This is a genomic window from Guyparkeria sp. TX1 (assembly GCF_046523965.1).
GTDB lineage: Bacteria > Pseudomonadota > Gammaproteobacteria > Halothiobacillales > Halothiobacillaceae > Guyparkeria.
Genome location: NZ_CP144142.1, coordinates 1,147,770 through 1,165,772 on the forward strand (window position 1 = coordinate 1,147,770; position 18,003 = coordinate 1,165,772).

Below are 18,003 nucleotides of genomic sequence, written 5' to 3' on the forward strand. Positions count from 1 at the left end.
GCGCTTCCTCCCAGTCGCCGGCAAACAGCGGCGGTTGTGACCCACGCCGGGGTCTGGACGGCCCTGTTCTCGCTATTGGTGATCGTGCTGGCCCGGCCCGTCTTCGCGTTGGGCATCGGCTGGGCGCTCTGGTTCGCCCTGGTGATGGTCAACAACGCGAAGGAGCGGGTGCTCAGAGAACCGTTCCTGTTCGACGATTACGACTATTTTCTGGACGCCGTTCGCCATCCCCGCCTGTTCTTGCCGTTCCTCGGCGGAGCCAAGGGGGTGGCAATCATCGTCGTGTCGATCGGCGTCGTCGTTGCCGGCTGGTGGTTGGAGCCGGCCTGGGCGCGCAGTGTTGATGCAATCACGGTTGCCACCGGCTTGTTTGCCGCCGGGGCGGTGGTCGTGGTGCTGTCGGCCCGTCGCGGGGCGGCGGGACTCACGTTTCGCCCCGGCATCGACCATCGCCGGTATGGGCTGATCGCGCACCTGGCGTTTCAGGCAGCGGCCCGGCAAGCGTCCCCTGAGCCCGCCATGCCATGGCGGCGCAGGCGCCTGTCTCCTTCGCCGAAACCGGGCCTACCAAACGTCGTCGCGGTGCAGAGCGAGTCCTTCTTTGACCCCAGGTATCGCCTTCCCGGGATTCGGCCGGATGTGTTGACGCATTTCGACCGCCTCGCTCGGGAAGGCCTTTCCGGCAAACTTGATGTGCCGGCGTTTGGTGCCAACACGATTCGCAGCGAGTTCGCATTTCTTTCCGGTGTGGCGGGCGGCGAGCTCGGTCATCGACAGTTCAGTCCCTATCGATTCGTGCAGTCCGGATTTCTGGACGCGACGCTGGCATCCGCTTTTCGCGCGGCGGGATATCGGACAGTGTGTGTGCACCCCTACCATGGGGGGTTCTATCGCCGGAAGCAGGTCATGCCGTTGCTTGGGTTCGACGAGTTTGTCGATATCTCGCACTTTGCCCACGCCCGGGGTGAGAGTCCGTACGTCGACGATGAAGCCCTCGCCGACTGGGTGATCGGGCGTTTGGGTAAGTCGGATCAGCCGGTGTTCGTGTTCGTGATCACCATGGAGAATCATGGCCCGCTGCACCTGGAAACCCCGCGCCCCGGCGAGTCGGAGGACTACTTCGTTCGCGGGCAGGCAAGCACCGACCCCGATGCGACCATCTACCTGCGTCACCTGGCGAATGCGGATCGAATGCTGGGGCGTCTTGCCGCTGCCCTCAAGGGTGACGAGCGGCCGGGTGCCTTGTGCTGGTTCGGTGATCACCCCCCGATCCTGCCGGCTGTCTACGCGCGCCACGGTTACCCGGGTCGCTCCACCGATTACCTCGTGTGGCGGACCGAGCCGGGGCTTTCGAGGCCTCCCGCTCGGCGGTCGCTGCATGAGCTTGGAGCGACATTGATCGATGCCATCGGGTGGACGGCCACGGAACGCTGAAGCCTGCGCCGGTAGCTCCCTGTACACATCCATGTCACATCGCAGCGGCACAGTGGTCATGTGGCTGGCCCGGTCGACGGCTTGCCGATCGGTTTGCCGGCCATGAGCGGAAGCGGGCTTCCTCGAAGCGCCCAGCCGCACCGCTCTCACTTGGTGATTTCTTACTTGCTCCTCGTTGCCCCGCCTCGAGCGGGGTTTTCTTGTTTTGAGGAGCACCGTCGTATGGTCCGGTGAAACCCATTGTATTGGCGCATCTTCTCCTCATTATCTCGGTCCGAGAAGAAATACATCTTCACTTCCATATGATGGTGCTAACTTCAAGACGCTCCCAAAAAGGAGGAAGCGAGATGAAAATAATTCTAACGGTCTTTGCAGCGGGCTTGCTGTTCACAGGGCTGGGCTACGCGGCGGGCACTGGCGTTCCAGCTCCAACGTACAAGGGGGCCGGCGTGTTGGAACATGGGGGCGGATGCAGGAAAAGCTCCCCTCCCGGGCAGTGTTGCCACATGGATAACCGCACGGGAGTCGTTCATTGCCACTAATTTTTCTTTAGGGCATGACAAGCCAGAAAGGCAGCTGAGGTCCTCAGCTGCCTTTCTTTTCAGACGCTCGGGAGCGAGACCAGCTCCTCAATCCCGAATCACGTACTTGAGGATGCCGACCACCTGTTCGGGGGTGGTCGCCCAGGCCATGGCGGCGGCGTCGACTTCTTTGAGCGGGTGGACGATCCCCTCGTCGTGCAGGGTGATGTAGGGCGTGCCCAGTGCCGCGGTGTAACCGGCGTCGAAGGCGGCGTTCCATTGCTTGTACTTGTCGCCGAAGCGCACCACGACCACGTCGGCATGCTCGATCAGGGTCTTGATGCGGATCGCGTTGACCTTGGCGGACTTGTGGTCGCGCCAGAACTGTTTGGATTCCTCGCCGAGCAGGTCACCGGCGGCGTCGCTGGCGGCGTGATCGGTGACCGGGCGGGTGAAGGTGATATCCAGACCGGCATCGCGTGCGCCTTGCTCGATCTGTTCGCGCGCAAGGAACCTCGGGGTGGATCGAACGGCCTCTCTGGCCTTGCGAGTGGTCCGCCTTCAAGGCGTCCATGTCGATGGCGTGCCGGGGGGCACGGCGAGACATGGCAACGAAGAAGGCGGGGCACTCGCAAGGCCCCTTCGGGCGCACCTTTAGCCGGCCATCTGCTGCGTTGCCGTCCTTGGAAAGGGAATCACCCTTCCGCGGCGGACGGTCGCCTTGCATCTGCCCGGCTCAAGGTGCGCAGAGAGGCCGTTCGATCCACCCCGAGGTTCCCGGGGGTGTGGATCTCGCCGGACAGGTAAACGGTAAGGCTCATCGGTATCTCCTGGGTCGATTCAGTCGGGCAGGTCGGTGACCGCGCCGGTGGAGGCCGAACTCACGGTCTTCGCGTATTTGGCCAGCACGCCGCGCGGGTAGCGCGGGGCGGGGCGTTGCCAGTTGGCATGGCGGCGTTCGAGTTCGTCGTTGTCCACGTGCACCTCGATGGTGTCGGCCACTGCGTCGATGGTGATGGTGTCGCCGTCCTCGACCAGGGCGATTGGCCCACCGTCGAAGGCCTCGGGCGTGATGTGGCCGACGACGAAGCCGTGGCTGCCACCCGAGAAACGCCCGTCGGTGATCAACGCCACTTCCTTGCCCAGGCCCCGGCCCATGATCGCCGAGGTGGGCGAGAGCATCTCGCGCATGCCCGGCCCGCCGCGCGGGCCTTCGTAGCGGATGACCACCACGTCGCCGGCGGCGACGGTGCCGTCGAGGATGCGGGCCTGGGCCTCTTCCTCGGAGCCGAACACCCGCGCGGTGCCGGAAAAGCGCGTGCCTTCCTTGCCGGTGATCTTGGCCACCGCGCCCTCGGGGGCAAGATTGCCCTTGAGCACGCGCAGGTGGCTGTCGGCCTTCCGCGGGGCGTCGAGCGGGGCGATGATCTGCTGGTCATCCGGGTAGGGCGCCACATCGGCCAGGTTCTCGGCCAGCGTCTTGCCGGTGACGGTCAGGCAGTCGCCGTGCAGCAGGCCCGCGTCGAGCAGCATCTTCATCAGCGGTTGAATGCCGCCGATCTCCACCAGCTCGCTCATCATGTAGTGCCCGGAAGGGCGCAGGTCGGCCAGCACCGGGACCCGCTTGCCGATCTCGGTGAAATCATCCAGCGTCAGGGGTACGTCGACCACGTTCGCCATCGCCAGCAGGTGCAGCACCGCGTTGGTGGAGCCGCCCAGGGCGATCGTCACCGTGATGGCGTTCTCGAAGGCCTCGCGGGTCATGATGTCGCGCGGCTTGATGTCACGCGCCAGCAGATCGAGCACTGCCTGACCGGCCGCTTCGCTGTCGGCGCGCTTCTCCTCGGAGACCGCGTTCTGCGCCGAGCTGCCCGGCAGGCTCATGCCGAGTGCCTCGATCGCCGAGGCCATGGTGTTGGCCGTGTACATACCGCCACAGGAGCCGGGGCCGGGGATGGCGGTCTTCTCGATGTCCTCCAGGCGCGGCAGGTCGATCTCACCCTGGGTGTAGGCACCGACCGCCTCGAACACCGAGACGATGTCGGTGTGGCACTTGCCCGGCAGGATGGTGCCGCCGTAGACGAACACCGACGGGCGATTGAGGCGCGCCATGCCGATCAGGCAACCGGGCATGTTCTTGTCGCAACCGCCGATCGCCACCAGCCCGTCGAATCCCTCGCAGCCGGCGACCGTCTCGATGGAATCGGCGATCACCTCGCGCGAAACCAGCGAGTACTTCATGCCCTCGGTGCCGTTGGCGATGCCATCGGAGATGGTGATGGTGTTGAAGATCACGCCCTTGCCACCGGCGGCATCCGCGCCGGTGCGGGCCGCGTCGGCGAGCTTGTCGATGTGGGCGTTGCAGGGGGTGACTTGGCTCCAGGTCGAGGCGACGCCGACCTGTGGTTTTTTGAAGTCGGCGTCGGTGAAGCCCACCGCGCGCAGCATCGCCCGGCTGGCGGACTTGTTGATGCCATCCACCACTGGGGCGGAATGACGGCGTCGCGGATCGTTGCTTGGGTTGGTCATGCGGTTGCTCCTGAAAAGTCGCTGGGCACACCTTAGCAAGGGCTTGGCTCCGACGGGCATGGCAGCTCGTCGATCCGCAGATGCTATAACAAGGTGGACGCAGCGCGATCAAGGGCGACCGATGCCCGGGCGCGCGTCGACCGGCCTGGCCTTCTGGTCGGGGTGTTCCGGGAATGCGCCGGCAAAGGATGAGGTGCCGTCATCGTGAAAGTGCAGCTGTTCAAGTACTGGGAGGCATTGCGCACCAGTTTCTGGTTTATCCCGGCGATCATGGTCTTCGGGGCCGTGGTGCTCTCGGCGGCTGCCATCCAGGCGGACCATCTCGCGATGAGCGAGGGGTGGCTTCCCTGGGGCTGAGTGTTCGCCGGTGGACCCGACGGGGCCAGTGCAGTGTTGAGCGTTATCGCCGGTTCAATGACCACGATTGCCGGTGTGGTGTTCTCCATGACCCTGGTGGTGCTCTCCCTGGCCTCGTCGCAACTGGGTCCGCGCCTGCTGCGCAGCTTCATGCGTGACCCTCCGACCCAGGTCGTGCTCGGGACATTCGTGGCCACGTTTCTCTACTGTGTGCTGGTGATGCTCACCATTCGCCGCGGTGATGAAGAGGCGTTTGTACCGCATCTGTCGGTCACCGTGGGGGTGCTGTTGGCGGTGATCAGCCTGGGGGTATTGATCTATTTCATCCATCACGTAGCCATTTCCATCCAGGCGAACCAGGTGGTCGCGCGCGTCGGCCATGAATTGATCGATGTGCTGGAGCGCCTGTTCCCCGAAACGATCGGTCAACGGCCAGCGGAGTCCGCGCCGGCCCCGGACGCTGCCTTCTTGCGGCGCCTCGATCGGGAGGCCGAGCCAGTGTGTTCATCCGGTGATGGCTATCTGCAATTCATCGATGCGGATGCCCTGATGACGCTGGCCGAGCGCGAGGATGTGGTCGTGCGTCTCGAATGCCATCCCGGCCATTACGTGGTTGCCGGCGGCCCCTTGCTGCGGGTCTGGCCCACCGGCCAGCGGGCCGACGAGTTCGCCGGTGAGGTCAATGCGGCCTTTGCGCTGGGCAATCAGCGCACCTCCGGTCAGGACATCGAGTTTGCCCTCTTTGAACTGGTGGAGATTGCCGTGCGGGCGCTGTCGCCGGGGATCAACGATCCGTTTACGGCCGTGGCCTGTATCGATCGACTCGGCTCGGCGTTATGCCGCCTGGCCACGCGAGAAATGCCGTCCCCATATCGCCATGACAGCGAGGGGAAGTTGCGGGTGATTGCGCCATCGCCCAGTTTCCCGGCCATGGTCGACGCGGGGTTCGACCAGATTCGGCAACACGGCCGCACGAACGCGGCGGTGAGCATCCGGCTGATGGAAACGCTGGCGGCGATCAAGGCGTTCGCCCATCGACCCGACGATCGCGAGGCGCTATTGCGACAGGCCGAGATGATCCGGCGGGGGGCGTGGCAGGGCTTTCCCGAGCAAGAGGATCGCAAGGCACTGGAAGAGAGTTATCGGGCGGTCAAGCAGGGCTCGAGGCGCCGCTGCCGAAAGAATGATTGCCCGCACGGATGAAGGCCCGGCGAACTGCCGGGCCTGATGGTGGGGCCTGCGGATGGGGCAGGAAGGCGGTTAGTGCCGGCCTTCGGCTACCTCTTCGATCAGTTTGGCATTGAATGCCGGCAGGTCGTCGGGGTTGCGGCTCGTGACCAGTCCGTTGTCCACCACGACTTCTTCATCGACCCAGACCGCACCGGCATTCTTCAGGTCGGTCTGGATGCTGGGGTAGGAGGTCACCCGCCGGCCCTGGAGCACGTCGGCCTCGGCCAGCGTCCAACCACCATGACAGATGGCGGCCACCGGCTTTTGCTGATCGAAGAAGCTCCGGACGAAGGCGACGGCCTGCTCGTTCTGGCGCAACGCATCGGGATTCATCACCCCGCCCGGCAGCACCAGGGCATCGAAGTCCGACCCGTTGGCCGAATCCAGCGGCACGTCGACGTCGAAGGCATCACCCCAGTCGGTGTGCTGCCAGCCTTTTACCCGGCCGTCGGCCGGCGAGACAATCTGGGCGGTTGCGCCGGCTTGTTCCAGCGCACGCTTGGGTTCGGTCAGCTCGACCTGCTCGAAGCCGTCGGCAACCAGCAGGGCGACGCGTTTACCGTTGAGTTGCTCGGTCATGGGTTGCCTCCTTGAGAAGTCGTCATGTGAAACCTGCGTCTAGCCTAGAAGACAAAGCGGGCGTCTTCAGGCACGGGCCTGGCACGGGCGGGCGGTGATCGACCGCCGTGATTTCGTGGCAGGCTGCGGTCCGTCGGATCGACTACCCTTCGAGCAACGTTTTCCGAGGCCCGAATCCATGCTGTGTCCATGTTTCGACTGATGCGCGTCGATCGTGTTCCCAATGCGCTGGTGATTCCGATCGCGCTGGTTTGCCTGCTCGCGTTGTCATCGGCTCACGCCGAGTACTCCACGACGGCACAGACCGTCTGGCTTGATGATCAGAAAGTGCGGTATCACCTGATGGGGGACGCAGGGGCGCCGGTGGCGATCGTGCTGGGTGGCGGGCCCGGCTTTTCCAGCTGGAACCTCGAGCCGGTGCAGCATCGGCTCGCCGAGTTGGGCTACCGAACGGCGATTATGGACATGCTTGGGGTGGGCGAGAACGTCATCGCCGGGGAGTCGCCGACGGGGCAGGCCCTGCTGGATGCCTGGGTGGACCAGATCGAGGCACTTCGCCGGGCGATGATCGACGAGCGGCCGGTGGTGCTGCTGGGGCATTCCTGGGGCGCGTTGATGGCATTGCTTTACACGCGCGCTCATCCCGACGCGGTACGTCGCCTGGTGCTGCTCAATCCCGTCGACGCGGAGCGCCGCGCAATGCGCGATGTCGCCGAGCAGATCGATCGGCGCCGAGCGAGGGAATTGGGCGAGAGCTGGGACGACGAGCGGGCCTGGGAGCAACCAATGGGGGGAGGGGATGATCCGGCGGCGACCGCCCGTCATCAGATCGAGCGGTCGTTGCCGAGCTATTTTCGCGATTACGCGCAGGGCCAGCGGTATGCCGAGCGGTTCGATGCCTCGGATTTCTCGCCGAGATTGAACATCGAGGGCTGGCGGGCGTACCGGGCCGACCCGGTCGACTACGCCGCCATCCGGGAATGGGGCATCCCGATTGATGTTATCGGCTGTCGGGACGACCTGTTGATGCCCGAGAGCCTGGACTCTCTGCAGGCGAACCTGTCGTTGGCGCGGGTCGAGGTGCTAACGGGATGCGTGCACTTTCCGTGGGAGGAGGTGCCAGGGGAATTCACCGAGGCGTTGAGACGGAGTGTGTCGCGGCCCTCCGGTCAGGAGACCGGCAACATCCCTGACTATTAGTCTTCGTTCTTGTTTTCGTTGGCCGAGCCTTCGATGGCGCTGCCAAGGCTTCTGATGTCTTCGCCGAGGCCTTCCATGGTGTTGCAACCAGCGGTCAGGGCCAGCAGGCCGGCGAGGAAGCCGATGCTGAGGAGTCGTTTGATCATGGCTGAGTCTCCGTGTGCGTTGTGTGGGCCATCGTCGGCAAGTGTCCGATCGATGCCGCCGCGTACTGAAATGCCGCGCCGGGGCCAGCGCGATCAAAAAAAAGCCACACCATGTCGGGCGTGGCCTTGGTTCGCCCGGATGATAGAGGGCGTCAATCGTGCTCGGCGGCCTCGCCTTCAATTGATTCGCCCAGTTCCTGGGTATCCTGGCCCAAGCCTTCCATCGTGTTGCAGCCGGCCAGCAGGGTAAGCGAGCCCGCCATGGCAATCAGCATCGCAAGCCGTTTGAAAAATGTGTGAATCATTATCCGATACCTCTTCCATTGTTCCCTACGGACGCCACGAGCGAACCGGCACGGTCTCGGAGGTTTGAGCCGAAGATCACATCGTTGCCGATTCATTCGGACAATACCTAGGATAGTCCAACGACGACGAGGTTCCTGATCGGATGTGTCGAATCGGGTGTATGGATAAGGAGATGGCGTGGAAATACTGCTGATCGGCGTCCTGCTGCTGGCCGGTTTGGCCTTCGGCACCCTCGGGAGCCATTACTTCGGCGTCCCAAGGGTGGTCGGCTACATCCTGATAGGGATGCTGTTCTCACCGGACCTGCTGGGCGACCACCTCGGCCTGGATGCCGCGCGCTGGACCCAGCCACTGGTGGCCATCGCGCTGGGCTTCGTCGCCTACCTGATCGGTGGGGCCGCCACGGTTGGGCAGCTGCGTCGCCTGGGCGTGTCGATCATCACGGCGACCGTCGGCAAGGTCGCCGGGGCGTTCCTCTTGGTGTTCGGCGGTTTCGTCTGGCTGGGTGTGAGCACGCCCGACCTGCCCGGTTGGGCGGTGCCGCTGGTGCTCGCCGCCCTGGCGACCATCACTGCCCCGGCCGCCATCGTCGCGATCATCCACCAGTACCGGGCGCGCGGGCCGCTGACCACGGCCTTGCTGGGTATGGTCGCGATGGACGATGCCCTTGGCGTGGTGATTTTCTCCGTGGCGTTGGCCCTGTTGGCCGCCGACGGCCTGGTGTCGGCCCTGCCGCTGGTGGTCTGGGAGATCGTCGCGGCGCTGGTGATCGGTGGAATCGGCGGCTGGCTGATCGAGCGGATCAGCCGCCTGTTGCACGAACACGAACTGCGCCTGGTCGCGCTGATCGGCGCGATCGTGCTGCTGGTGGGGTTGGCCGAGGCGTGGCACTTCTCCGGTCTGCTCGCGGCCATGACGCTGGGGTTCACCGCGCGCTGGTTCGGCGGGGTGCATGCCGAACGGTTGTTCGAGCCGGTCGAGCAACTCGAGGAGATGGTGTTCGTGCTGTTCTTCACCTTCGCCGGGTTGTACTTCGATTTGTCCGTGGCGGTCGAGCACGGCTGGCTGATCCTGCTGTTCTTCGTGCTGCGGGCGGCGGGGCAGGTGATCGGCTCGTGGATCGGTGCACGCCTGGGCGGAGCACCGCCGGCGATCGCCAACAACGTGGGCCTGGGCATGCTGCCGCAGGGTGGCGTGGCCGTAGGCATGGCGCTGATGCTCGAGGGGCAGCCACGCTTTGCCGAGGTGGCGACCCTGGCGATCAACATCATTACGGCGAGCACGCTGCTGACCGAGTCGATCGGTGCGCTGGCCGCCCGGTTCGGCCTGAGACGGGCCGGCGAACTCAACGCGGCCAATGGCGGACATGACGGGGGGCACGACGATGAAGGCAAGTAATTGGTTGGACGCGCATCCGGCTCGGGCGGTGACCGTGGCGCCCGATGCGTCGCTACCGGAGGCGGCAGCCCTGTTTCTCGAGCATCCCGAGGTGCGTGATATCTACGTGGTCGACGAGGAGGGGCGGGTCTGCGGTCATCTGGGATTTCGCCGGCTCGCTGGCCTGCTGCTTTCCCACCTGCGGCCGACCCACAGCCGACGGCAACTGGTCGAACGGGTGACCGCCGGTGTCGTGCGCGAACACATGGACGACCACGTGCTTTGCATGCGCCCGGACGAGCGGATCAGCGAGGTGTTTCACCACCACATGGAGCGGCGGGTCGAGGACATCCCGGTAGTCGACGCCGACCGACGATTGCTGGGGGTGATCCGCGTGGCGGATCTGTTGCGCAAGGCGATCGAGCCGGCGGGTTAACCCTGTGAGGCAATTGGGGGAACCTTGGGCTTGCCGGTGAGATAGGACGCCGCCGGGTCGACCAGGAAGCGCCCCTCCATCGCCTTGCGGCCGAGCAACATGCGAAAGCGCATGGTGTCCCGGTCCGTCAGGGTCAGCTCGATCGACTGCTCGCTCTCACCGATCACCAGCCGCGTGGCGATCACGTAGCGGTTTTCCCGGTGCCCGCCGGAGTCGGAGACCTGGCGGCGGTCGAGCAACGGTGCCTCGCAGTGCACGACGGTGTCGCTGTCGCCCTGGATGGGGTGGATGCCAATACGGACCCAGTCGCCTCCGTCACGGCGAAATGGCTCGACGGCAAAGGCATGCAGCGCGGAGGTGCGCGCGCCGGTATCGACCTTCACCTTGATCCGCCGGATGCCAAGATCGGGCAACCCCACCCATTCGCGCCACCCCAGGCGGGTCAGTCGTTCGGTCGTGCCGTCCTTGTCATCCGTCATGCGGTTCAGTCCTCCGAGGCATCCTCGTCGTCGGCGTGGTTGGCCTGGAAATCCTCGACCTTGCCGGCGACCTCGCTGACGTCGCCTTTGAAGCGGGCGATGTGATAGACGGCATCGCCCTCGTGGACCAACGGGCGTTCCAGCCGGCCGATCACCACGCCGTCGCTGGGTGACACGATCGACTCGCGTCGACCGCTGTAGGCATCATCGACGTAACCCAGCGTGTCGCCGCGGGAAACCTGTGCGCCCAGTCGCACGACGGTGCCGAGCATGCCGCTTTCCGGAGCCCGTACCCAGAGGCTGCGCCGCGAGACAAACGGCTCCGGCCGGGGTGTCTTGCGCCGGTTGGGCGGCAGCATGTCCAGCGCGCGCATGACGTTGAGCACCCCTTGGGTGCCCGCCCGGATGGAAACCTCGTCGAAGCGCAACGCCTCGCCGGCTTCATAGAGCAGGGTGGGGATGCCCCGCTCCCCGGCGGCCGCGCGCAGCGAGCCGTCACGCAGGGAGGCATTGAGCAGCACCGGTACGTCGAAGGCGCGCGCCAGTCGCAGGGTCTCGGGGTCATCGAGGTTGCCACGGATCTGCGGCAGGTTGGTGCGGTGGATCGCCCCGGTGTGCAGGTCGATGCCGTGGCTGCAACGGCTGACGATCTCCTCGAGGAACAGGTTGGCCAGGCGAGCGGCCAGCGAGCCCTCGTCCGAGCCGGGAAAGGAGCGGTTGAGATCGCGCCGGTCGGGCAGGTAGCGGCTTTCGTGGATCAAGCCGTAGGCGTTGACCACCGGCACGGCGATCAGCGTGCCGCGCAGGCGCTGCAGCGTCCGGGTCTTGAGCACGCGCCGGATGATCTCCACGCCGTTGAGCTCGTCGCCGTGGATGGCCGCACAGACGAACAACGTCGGACCGTCGCGTCGGCCGTGGATCACGTGCACCGGCATGGACAGCGCGGTGTGCGAACTCAGGCGCGGCATTTCCAGATCGACCAGGGCACGCCGCCCCGGTTCGATGCGCCGCCCGGCGATTTCGAAGGCCTCACGCATGCGCTCAGCCCTGGCCGCGGGTGCGGGTCAGGCCGCGCTTGGTGCGCCGCTCGGCCAGCTTTTTCTCGATGAACTGGATCTGTGTCCCGGCGATGTCCTTGCCGGTGGCCGCCTCGATGCCCTCCAGCCCCGGCGAGGAATTGACCTCCATGACCACCGGTCCGTGGTTCGAGCGCAGCAGGTCGACGCCGGCGACATTCAGCCCCATGGTCTTGGCCGCGCGCACGGCCGTGGAGCGCTCCTCCGGGGTGATGCGAATCAGGCTGGCCGACCCGCCACGGTGCAGGTTCGAGCGGAATTCGCCTTCCTTGCCCTGGCGCTTCATCGCGGCGACCACCTTGTCGCCGATGACGAAGCAGCGGATGTCGGCGCCACCGGCCTCCTTGATGTATTCCTGCACCAGAATGTTGGTTTTCATGCCCATGAAGGCCTCGATGACGCTCTCGGCGGCCTGCTTGGTTTCGGCCAGTACTACGCCGATGCCCTGCGTGCCTTCGAGCAGCTTGATGACCAGTGGCGCGCCGCCGACCATCTTGATCAGATCTTCGACATCATCGGGGCGGTGGGCGAATCCGGTCACCGGCAGGCCGATGCCCTTGCGCGAGAGCAGTTGCAGCGAGCGCAGCTTGTCGCGAGAGCGACTGATCGCGACCGACTCGTTGAGCGGGAAGGTGCCCAGCATCTCGAACTGGCGCAGCACCGAGGCGCCATAGAAGGTCACCGACGCTCCGATGCGCGGGATGACCGCGTCGAAGTCGTCGAGCGTTTCGCCCTTGTAGTGCACCTTGGGCTTGTTCGAGGTGATGTTCATGTAACAGCGCAGCACGTCGAGTACCCGCACCTCGTGGCCACGCTCGGTGGCGGCCTCGACCAGGCGTCGGGTGGAGTAGAGCTTCGGGTTGCGCGACAGGATGGCGATCTTCATGGCTGGATTCGATCCGGAAGAAAAGTGGGTCGTGTGAATGATGAGCCAACTGTAGGCAAGTTCACGGCGATTTGGGCGGCGTCCGGGGGAGGACGGCGGGCCGTCGGATCGTGAAGGTCGCTTGGGAACCTCTGCACGAATCGGATAACGCTCTGCGCGTCTTGAGCCGGGCAGATGCAAGGCATCCGTTCTTGGGAAGGGTAATTCCCTTCCCAAGAACGGTAACGCCGCAGCTGGCCGGCTCAAGACGCGCGCTATAGGGCTTGGCTAGCCGCCCGTGCTCGGCGTTGCGACGTCTTGACGTGGCCATCGGCACGCCGGCGACATCGCGCCTTGATCACGAACGGCTCGCCAAGCCAGAGTGCCATCCGATTCGTGCAGAGGTTCCCTTGATCTGGTGCGGGTGGCCGGACTCGAACCGGCACGGCCTTTCGGCCTGCAGATTTTAAGTCTGCTGTGTCTACCAATTCCACCACACCCGCGATGGGACTCGGCCGGGCGGGGTGCCCGGCGGCGGGCATTCTATCGCCTTTCGTCGGTGTCGGCGAACCGCATGCATGGCATCCGCGTAGAGGCTCCTTAAGGTACGTTACACTCACGCGTTCGATTCATTCAGCACAGCCCGGAGTTATCCGCGATCATGTCAGAAGCCAACGGTTCCCATGCCAAGGGCCACCATCCCGCGTTCAGCCTGGTGCGCTCGGTACCCATCGAGGCGCTCAACCTGACCGTCGACGAGTATCGGCACGACAAGACCGGCGCCCGGCACTACCACCTGGCCACCGACGACGATCAGAACGTGTTTCTGGTCGGCCTGCGCACGGTGCCGGAGGACTCCACCGGTGTGGCGCACATCCTCGAGCACACCGCGCTGTGCGGCTCGGAGCGCTTCCCGGTGCGTGACCCGTTCTTCATGATGATCCGCCGGTCGCTCAACACCTTCATGAACGCCTTCACCTCGAGCGACTGGACGGCCTACCCGTTCGCCTCCTGCAACGAGAAGGACTTCTACAACCTGCTCGACGTCTATCTCGACGCGACGTTCTTCTCGCGCATCGATGAGCTCGATTTCCGCCAGGAAGGCCACCGGGTCGAATTCGAGCAGTGGGACGATCCGAGCACGCCGCTGACCTTCAAGGGCGTGGTATTCAACGAGATGAAGGGCGCGATGAGCGACCCGACCTCCGTGCTCTGGCAGACGCTCTCGCGCGAGCTGTTCCCGGACACCACCTATCACCACAACTCGGGTGGTGATCCGGAGCGGATTCCGGATCTCACCTACGAGCAGATGGTGGCGTTCTACAAGCGCTTCTACCACCCGTCGAATGCCGTGTTCATGACCTACGGCAACCAGCCGGTCGAGCGGCTGCAACGCGAGTTCGAGGAACGGGCGCTGGCGCGTTTCGAGCAGATCGACCCCGATTCGGCCGTGCCGCTCCAGCCGATCTTTGCCGGCCCGAAACAGGTCGAGGACATCTACCCACTCGACGATGACGACACCGCCGAGAAGACCCACGTTAATGTCGGCTGGATGCTCGACGAGAGCGCCGATCTCGATGCTCGCCTCGAGGCACAGCTGCTCGAAGGCGTGCTGCTGGAAAACAGTGCCTCGCCGCTGCTGCGCGCGCTGGAGACCACCGATCTGGGCGCCGCGCCGTCGCCGGTGCTGGGCCTGGAAGACTCGCAGCGTCAGATGGTGTTCGTCGCCGGGCTCGAGGGCAGCGAGGCCGACCGCGCGCAAGACGTGGAGAAGCTGATCCTCGACACGCTCACCGAGGTGGCGGAAAAGGGCGTCGACCCCGACATGGTCGAGTCGGTGCTCCACCAGCTGGAGCTCGAGCAGCGTGAAGTGACCGGTGATGGCTTCCCCTATGGCCTGCACCTGATCGTCCAGGCGCTGCCGGCGGCGATCCACGACAGCGATCCCATCAATCTGCTCGATCTTGAGCCGGCCCTTGGGCGTCTGCGTGCCAAGGCCGCCGACCCGCAGTTCATCCCCAACCTGGTTCGTCGGCTGCTGCTGGACAACCCGCACCGCGTGCGGCTGGTATTGAAGCCGGACACCGAGCTGTCCGCGCGCCAGCAGGCCGCGGAGAAGGCGCGGCTGGCGGCAATGCAGGACACGCTCACCACGGACGACAAGCAGCGCATCGTCGATCAGGCCAAGGCGCTGGCCGACCGCCAGGCCGAGGAGGGCGACCTGTCACTGCTGCCGACGGTGACCCGCGAGGACATCCCTGAAGACATCGACATCCCGCAGCCCGAGCAGTTCGTCCACCAGCCGTCGAGCCAGCGTTGGTATAACCGCAGCACCAACGGCCTGTGCTACCTGCAGCTGGCGATCGACCTGCCGCATCTGGATCGCGACGAGCTCGAGCTGATGCCGGTCTATGCCGGCCTGCTCACCGAGCTGGGGGCGGGTGATCGCGACTACGTCGCCATGGCCGAGGCGGTGACCGCGAAGACCGGCGGTTTCTCAGCAAGCGCCTCGGTGCGCGCCGGCATTGATGATGTCCACCGGACCAGTGGCTTCTGGCTGCTGTCGGGCAAGGCGCTGGTGCGCCACGCCGATGCGATGGCCGACCTGTTCCACCAGCATCTTGATGCCGCGCGCTTCGACGAGATCGATCGCATTCGTGACCTGGTCAGCCAGATGCGCTTCGGCACCGAGCAGGGCGTTTCCGGTCGGGGTCATGTCCACGCCATGCTGTTGGCCACCTCGGGCATGTCGGCTCGCGCGGCCATGCGTCACGATACCGCCGGGGTCTCGGCCGTGCGTCGCATCAAGGCGATGGACGACGGCCTCGAGCAGGCCGAGTCCCGCTACGACCTGGCCGAGCGGCTGGCGCGACTGCACGAGAAGCTCAAGGGTGGGCTGCGTCACTACAACGTGGTCACCGAGCAGCGCCATTTCCCCGAGATGGCCCAGGCCCTGCGCCCGCACATGCACCAGGGACAGACGGATCAGCCGTTTGCGCTGGGGCATCACGAGACGCAGGTGCGCGAGGCCTGGATCGGTAACCTCGCGGTCAATTACTGCGCCAAGGCGCATGCCTGCGTGCCGCCCAAGCACCCGGACGCGGCCGCGCTGGCCGTGCTGGGCGGGTTTATGCGCAACGGCTTTCTGCACACGGCTATCCGTGAAAAAGGTGGCGCCTACGGCGGCGGGGCCGGGTTTGATGCCGAATCCGGCAGCTTCCGCTTCTTCTCCTACCGCGATCCGCGTCTGGGCGAGACGCTCGACGACTTCGATCGCGCGGTCGACTGGGTGGTGGACAATACCCACGAGGACCGCACCGTCGAGGAGGCGATCTTTGGTGTGATCGCCTCGATCGACAAGCCGGGCTCGCCGGCCGGCGAGGCGAAGAAGGCGTTCATGGACACGCTGCACGGGCGCACGCCCGACGACCTGCGCGAGATCCGGGCCCGGGTGCTCGATGTCACCCAGGACGACCTCAAGCGGGTGGCGGAAACCTATCTCAAGCCCGAAACGGCCTCGGTCGGCGTGCTGGCCGGTCCGTCGCGCGAAGAGGACCTCAAGGCGCTGGATCTGCGGATCGAGCGCATCTGACACGGATGAGCGACATGACGACCAGGGGAAGCTCGACGACGCGCTGGATGATCGGGATCGGCCTGGCCGGTCTGCTGCTGGTGGCGTATTTCCTGTTGCCGATTCTGAGTCCCTTTGTGGTCGGTTTCATCATCGCCTACCTATTCAGCCCGCTGGTGACCCGGCTCGATCGGCACGGCATCTCACGGACATGGGGGACGTCGCTGATCTTCCTGCTTGGCGCGCTGTTGTTGCTGGTCGGCCTGGTCGCCCTGATCCCGGTGTTGCTCGAGCAGACGGCGCGATTGGTGCGGGTCTTTCCGCAGTTGCTCGACATCGTCCAGCAGCGGGTGATTCCCTGGGTCAACCAGGCCGTCGGCGTCGAGCTGCATGTCGGGCAGTTGCGTGACTTGTTGGTCAAGCACGGCGAGGCGATCGGCAAGATGCTGGCCGACGGGCTGTCCAACGTGTCGGCCACCGGGGCGGCGGTGTTCGTCGCGGTGATGAACCTGCTCCTGATTCCGGTGATCGCCTTCTATCTCCTGCGCGACTGGCCGCGGGTGATCGAGCGCGTCGAGGAAATGCTGCCGCGTCATCGGGTCGTCACCGTGGTCGAGCTGGCCCGCGAATCCGACCGCATGCTGGGCAACTTCCTGCGCGGTCAGCTGGCCGTGATGATCGCCAACGGGGTGACCTACTCGATCGGGCTGACCCTGATCGGCTTGAATACCGGCGTGGCGATCGGCCTGTTCGCCGGGCTGGTGAGTTTCGTGCCCTATCTGGGGACGATCACCGGCGTGGCGCTGGCCCTGATCGCGATGTACATCCAGGCCGACAGCCTCTGGCCGCTGCTGCTGGTCCTGGGCGTGTTCGGTATCGGGCAGGTGCTGGAGACGGTGGCCTGGCAGCCGCGTTTCGTCGGCAACGAGATCGGCCTGCATCCGGTGGCGGTGATCTTTGCCGTCATGGCCGGTGGCCAGCTGTTCGGCTTTTTCGGCATCCTGCTCGCGCTACCGGTCTCGGCGGTACTCATCGTGCTGGGTCAGCACGCCCTGGAGTCCTATCAGCAAAGCCGTTATTACCGCGGAGGCGACGAGCGGGCACTGCCCCCGGGCGATGACAGGGCCGGGGGCTGAGCCGGATGCAACAAATCCCGCTAGCGCTCGACCTGGTCACCCCGACGAGCTTCGAGGGGTTCATCGGCAACGAGAACCTGTTGCTCAAGGCGACCCTGGCCAAGCAGGCGACTGGTGCCGGCGAGGCTCAGGTGCTGATTCACGGACCGCCCGGGGCGGGCAAGTCGCATCTGGCGCAGGCGGCCTGCTACCACGCCGGTTCGATGGGGCGGCCCGCCGCCTACTGGCCGTTGCGCCAACTCGGCGGGCAGCTGGCGGCGGCCAGTGAGCAGATCGAGGCCTTCGCGCTGGCGGTGATCGACGACGTCGACGCCGTGATCGGCCAGGCCGAGGGGGAATTCATGCTGTTCGACCTGATCAACCGGGCGCGCGAGGCCGGCGTGCCACTACTGTTGACTGCCTCGCATCCGCCGACCGAACTGCCGGTAAAGTTGGCGGATCTCGCGTCGCGGCTGACCTGGGGGGCGGTAATGGCCGTCCATCTGCCGGGTGACGGCGAGAAAATCGAATTGCTGCGAGCCCGAGCGCAGGCGCGGGGCCTGGAAATGCCGCATGGCACCGCGCAGTGGATGCTGGGCCATCTGCCGCGCGACGTCGGCACCTTGCTGGAGGTGCTCGATCGGCTGGATCGCGAGTCGATGATCGCCAAGCGCCGGCTGACCATCCCCTTCGTGCGCGAGGTGCTGATCGAGGTTGGTTAACGCTAGGGCCCCTCCGCGGGGGTTCGGTGACGTTTCTGGCTTGAGGATTTGTTCGCAATC

Annotated in this window: 17 protein-coding genes and 1 tRNA gene; 9 read left to right on the forward strand and 9 right to left on the reverse strand. The window is 65.3% G+C overall.

The genetic code is table 11. The features are described from left to right. Positions 1-36 precede the first annotated feature (36 nt). Positions 37-1,434, forward strand: a complete 1,398-nt coding sequence (locus VWP12_RS05350; protein WP_410474912.1) for an LTA synthase family protein — start codon at positions 37-39, stop codon at positions 1,432-1,434. Positions 1,435-2,063: 629 nt separating this feature from the next. On the opposite strand, the gene VWP12_RS05355 is transcribed toward VWP12_RS05350, so the two are convergent. Together VWP12_RS05355 and ilvD are read right to left on the reverse strand one after the other, a co-directional pair. After that, positions 2,064-2,450: a YtoQ family protein gene (locus VWP12_RS05355; protein WP_410474945.1), complete on the reverse strand. Its 387-nt coding sequence runs from the start codon at positions 2,448-2,450 to the stop codon at positions 2,064-2,066. A 345-nt stretch (positions 2,451-2,795) separates the two neighbouring features. Then, entirely contained in the window at positions 2,796-4,484 is a 1,689-nt protein-coding gene (gene ilvD, locus VWP12_RS05360) for a dihydroxy-acid dehydratase (protein ID WP_410474913.1), read from the reverse strand. 204 nt (positions 4,485-4,688) lie between these two features. On the opposite strand from ilvD, the gene VWP12_RS05365 reads away from it, so the two are divergent. Beyond that, positions 4,689-4,841, forward strand: a complete 153-nt coding sequence (locus VWP12_RS05365; RefSeq protein WP_410474914.1) for a hypothetical protein — start codon at positions 4,689-4,691, stop codon at positions 4,839-4,841. Continuing rightward, positions 4,842-6,044: a DUF2254 domain-containing protein gene (locus VWP12_RS05370; protein ID WP_410474915.1), complete on the forward strand. Its 1,203-nt coding sequence runs from the start codon at positions 4,842-4,844 to the stop codon at positions 6,042-6,044. A 57-nt stretch (positions 6,045-6,101) separates the two neighbouring features. Here VWP12_RS05370 and VWP12_RS05375 read toward each other — a convergent pair whose 3' ends face one another. Continuing rightward, positions 6,102-6,650: a type 1 glutamine amidotransferase domain-containing protein gene (locus VWP12_RS05375; RefSeq protein WP_410474916.1), complete on the reverse strand. Its 549-nt coding sequence runs from the start codon at positions 6,648-6,650 to the stop codon at positions 6,102-6,104. A gap of 189 nt (positions 6,651-6,839) precedes the next feature. On the opposite strand from VWP12_RS05375, the gene VWP12_RS05380 reads away from it, so the two are divergent. Continuing rightward, complete coding sequence (locus VWP12_RS05380; protein WP_410474946.1) at positions 6,840-7,850, forward strand: alpha/beta fold hydrolase; 1,011 nt, start codon at positions 6,840-6,842, stop codon at positions 7,848-7,850. Here VWP12_RS05380 and VWP12_RS05385 read toward each other — a convergent pair. Beyond that, positions 7,847-7,996 (reverse strand): entericidin A/B family lipoprotein, encoded by a 150-nt coding sequence (locus VWP12_RS05385; protein ID WP_125198294.1) that lies wholly within the window; start codon positions 7,994-7,996, stop codon positions 7,847-7,849. The two genes, VWP12_RS05380 and VWP12_RS05385, sit on opposite strands and share 4 nt — an antisense overlap. 152 nt (positions 7,997-8,148) lie before the next feature. After that, entirely contained in the window at positions 8,149-8,301 is a 153-nt protein-coding gene (locus VWP12_RS05390; RefSeq protein WP_410474917.1) for an entericidin A/B family lipoprotein, read from the reverse strand. Between the two features lie 178 nt (positions 8,302-8,479). Between VWP12_RS05390 and VWP12_RS05395 the strand changes: the two genes are divergently transcribed. After that, the gene (locus tag VWP12_RS05395; RefSeq protein WP_410474918.1) at positions 8,480-9,700 is read left to right on the forward strand and encodes a cation:proton antiporter; all 1,221 of its coding nucleotides are present in this window, start codon (positions 8,480-8,482) and stop codon (positions 9,698-9,700) included. Then, positions 9,687-10,115 (forward strand): CBS domain-containing protein, encoded by a 429-nt coding sequence (locus tag VWP12_RS05400; protein WP_410473297.1) that lies wholly within the window; start codon positions 9,687-9,689, stop codon positions 10,113-10,115. The genes VWP12_RS05395 and VWP12_RS05400 overlap by 14 nt, the downstream gene beginning before the upstream one ends. Here the strand turns inward: VWP12_RS05400 and VWP12_RS05405 are convergent. From VWP12_RS05405 to VWP12_RS05420, 4 genes are all read right to left on the reverse strand, one after another. Further along, on the reverse strand, positions 10,112-10,594 hold the full coding sequence (locus VWP12_RS05405; protein WP_410473298.1) for an ATP-dependent zinc protease: 483 nt from the start codon (positions 10,592-10,594) through the stop codon (positions 10,112-10,114). The genes VWP12_RS05400 and VWP12_RS05405 overlap by 4 nt on opposite strands. Positions 10,595-10,599: 5 nt before the next feature. Continuing rightward, a complete protein-coding gene (locus VWP12_RS05410) occupies positions 10,600-11,631 on the reverse strand; it encodes a succinylglutamate desuccinylase/aspartoacylase family protein (RefSeq protein WP_125198298.1) in 1,032 nt (343 codons plus the stop codon). Positions 11,632-11,635: 4 nt separating this feature from the next. Next, complete coding sequence (gene rimK, locus VWP12_RS05415; RefSeq protein ID WP_125198299.1) at positions 11,636-12,556, reverse strand: 30S ribosomal protein S6--L-glutamate ligase; 921 nt, start codon at positions 12,554-12,556, stop codon at positions 11,636-11,638. Between the two features lie 395 nt (positions 12,557-12,951). Next, positions 12,952-13,038, reverse strand: a tRNA-Leu gene (locus VWP12_RS05420). Positions 13,039-13,196: 158 nt separating this feature from the next. On the opposite strand from VWP12_RS05420, the gene VWP12_RS05425 reads away from it, so the two are divergent. Genes VWP12_RS05425 through hda form a run of 3 tightly spaced genes read left to right on the forward strand, consistent with a single transcriptional unit; the run spans position 13,197 to position 17,943 of the window. Then, complete coding sequence (locus VWP12_RS05425; protein ID WP_410473299.1) at positions 13,197-16,127, forward strand: insulinase family protein; 2,931 nt, start codon at positions 13,197-13,199, stop codon at positions 16,125-16,127. 14 nt (positions 16,128-16,141) lie between these two features. Further along, positions 16,142-17,242: an AI-2E family transporter gene (locus tag VWP12_RS05430; RefSeq protein ID WP_410473300.1), complete on the forward strand. Its 1,101-nt coding sequence runs from the start codon at positions 16,142-16,144 to the stop codon at positions 17,240-17,242. A gap of 5 nt (positions 17,243-17,247) precedes the next feature. Further along, positions 17,248-17,943, forward strand: coding sequence for a DnaA regulatory inactivator Hda (hda, locus tag VWP12_RS05435; RefSeq protein ID WP_410473301.1), 696 nt, complete (start codon positions 17,248-17,250; stop codon positions 17,941-17,943). The last annotated feature ends 60 nt before the right edge of the window (positions 17,944-18,003 follow it).

Bases quoted from the DNA above. Each gene is read 5' to 3' on its own strand.
- hda (WP_410473301.1), top strand. From the start codon at position 17,248: ATGCAACAAATCCCGCTAGCGCTCGACCTGGTCACCCCGACGAGCTTC.
- VWP12_RS05430 (WP_410473300.1), top strand. From the start codon at position 16,142: ATGACGACCAGGGGAAGCTCGACGACGCGCTGGATGATCGGGATCGGC.
- VWP12_RS05380 (WP_410474946.1), top strand. From the start codon at position 6,840: ATGTTTCGACTGATGCGCGTCGATCGTGTTCCCAATGCGCTGGTGATT.
- VWP12_RS05400 (WP_410473297.1), top strand. From the start codon at position 9,687: ATGAAGGCAAGTAATTGGTTGGACGCGCATCCGGCTCGGGCGGTGACC.
- ilvD (WP_410474913.1), bottom strand. From the start codon at position 4,484: ATGACCAACCCAAGCAACGATCCGCGACGCCGTCATTCCGCCCCAGTG.
- rimK (WP_125198299.1), bottom strand. From the start codon at position 12,556: ATGAAGATCGCCATCCTGTCGCGCAACCCGAAGCTCTACTCCACCCGA.
- VWP12_RS05410 (WP_125198298.1), bottom strand. From the start codon at position 11,631: ATGCGTGAGGCCTTCGAAATCGCCGGGCGGCGCATCGAACCGGGGCGG.
- VWP12_RS05405 (WP_410473298.1), bottom strand. From the start codon at position 10,594: ATGACGGATGACAAGGACGGCACGACCGAACGACTGACCCGCCTGGGG.
- VWP12_RS05375 (WP_410474916.1), bottom strand. From the start codon at position 6,650: ATGACCGAGCAACTCAACGGTAAACGCGTCGCCCTGCTGGTTGCCGAC.
- VWP12_RS05390 (WP_410474917.1), bottom strand. From the start codon at position 8,301: ATGATTCACACATTTTTCAAACGGCTTGCGATGCTGATTGCCATGGCG.
- VWP12_RS05425 (WP_410473299.1), top strand. From the start codon at position 13,197: ATGTCAGAAGCCAACGGTTCCCATGCCAAGGGCCACCATCCCGCGTTC.
- VWP12_RS05385 (WP_125198294.1), bottom strand. From the start codon at position 7,996: ATGATCAAACGACTCCTCAGCATCGGCTTCCTCGCCGGCCTGCTGGCC.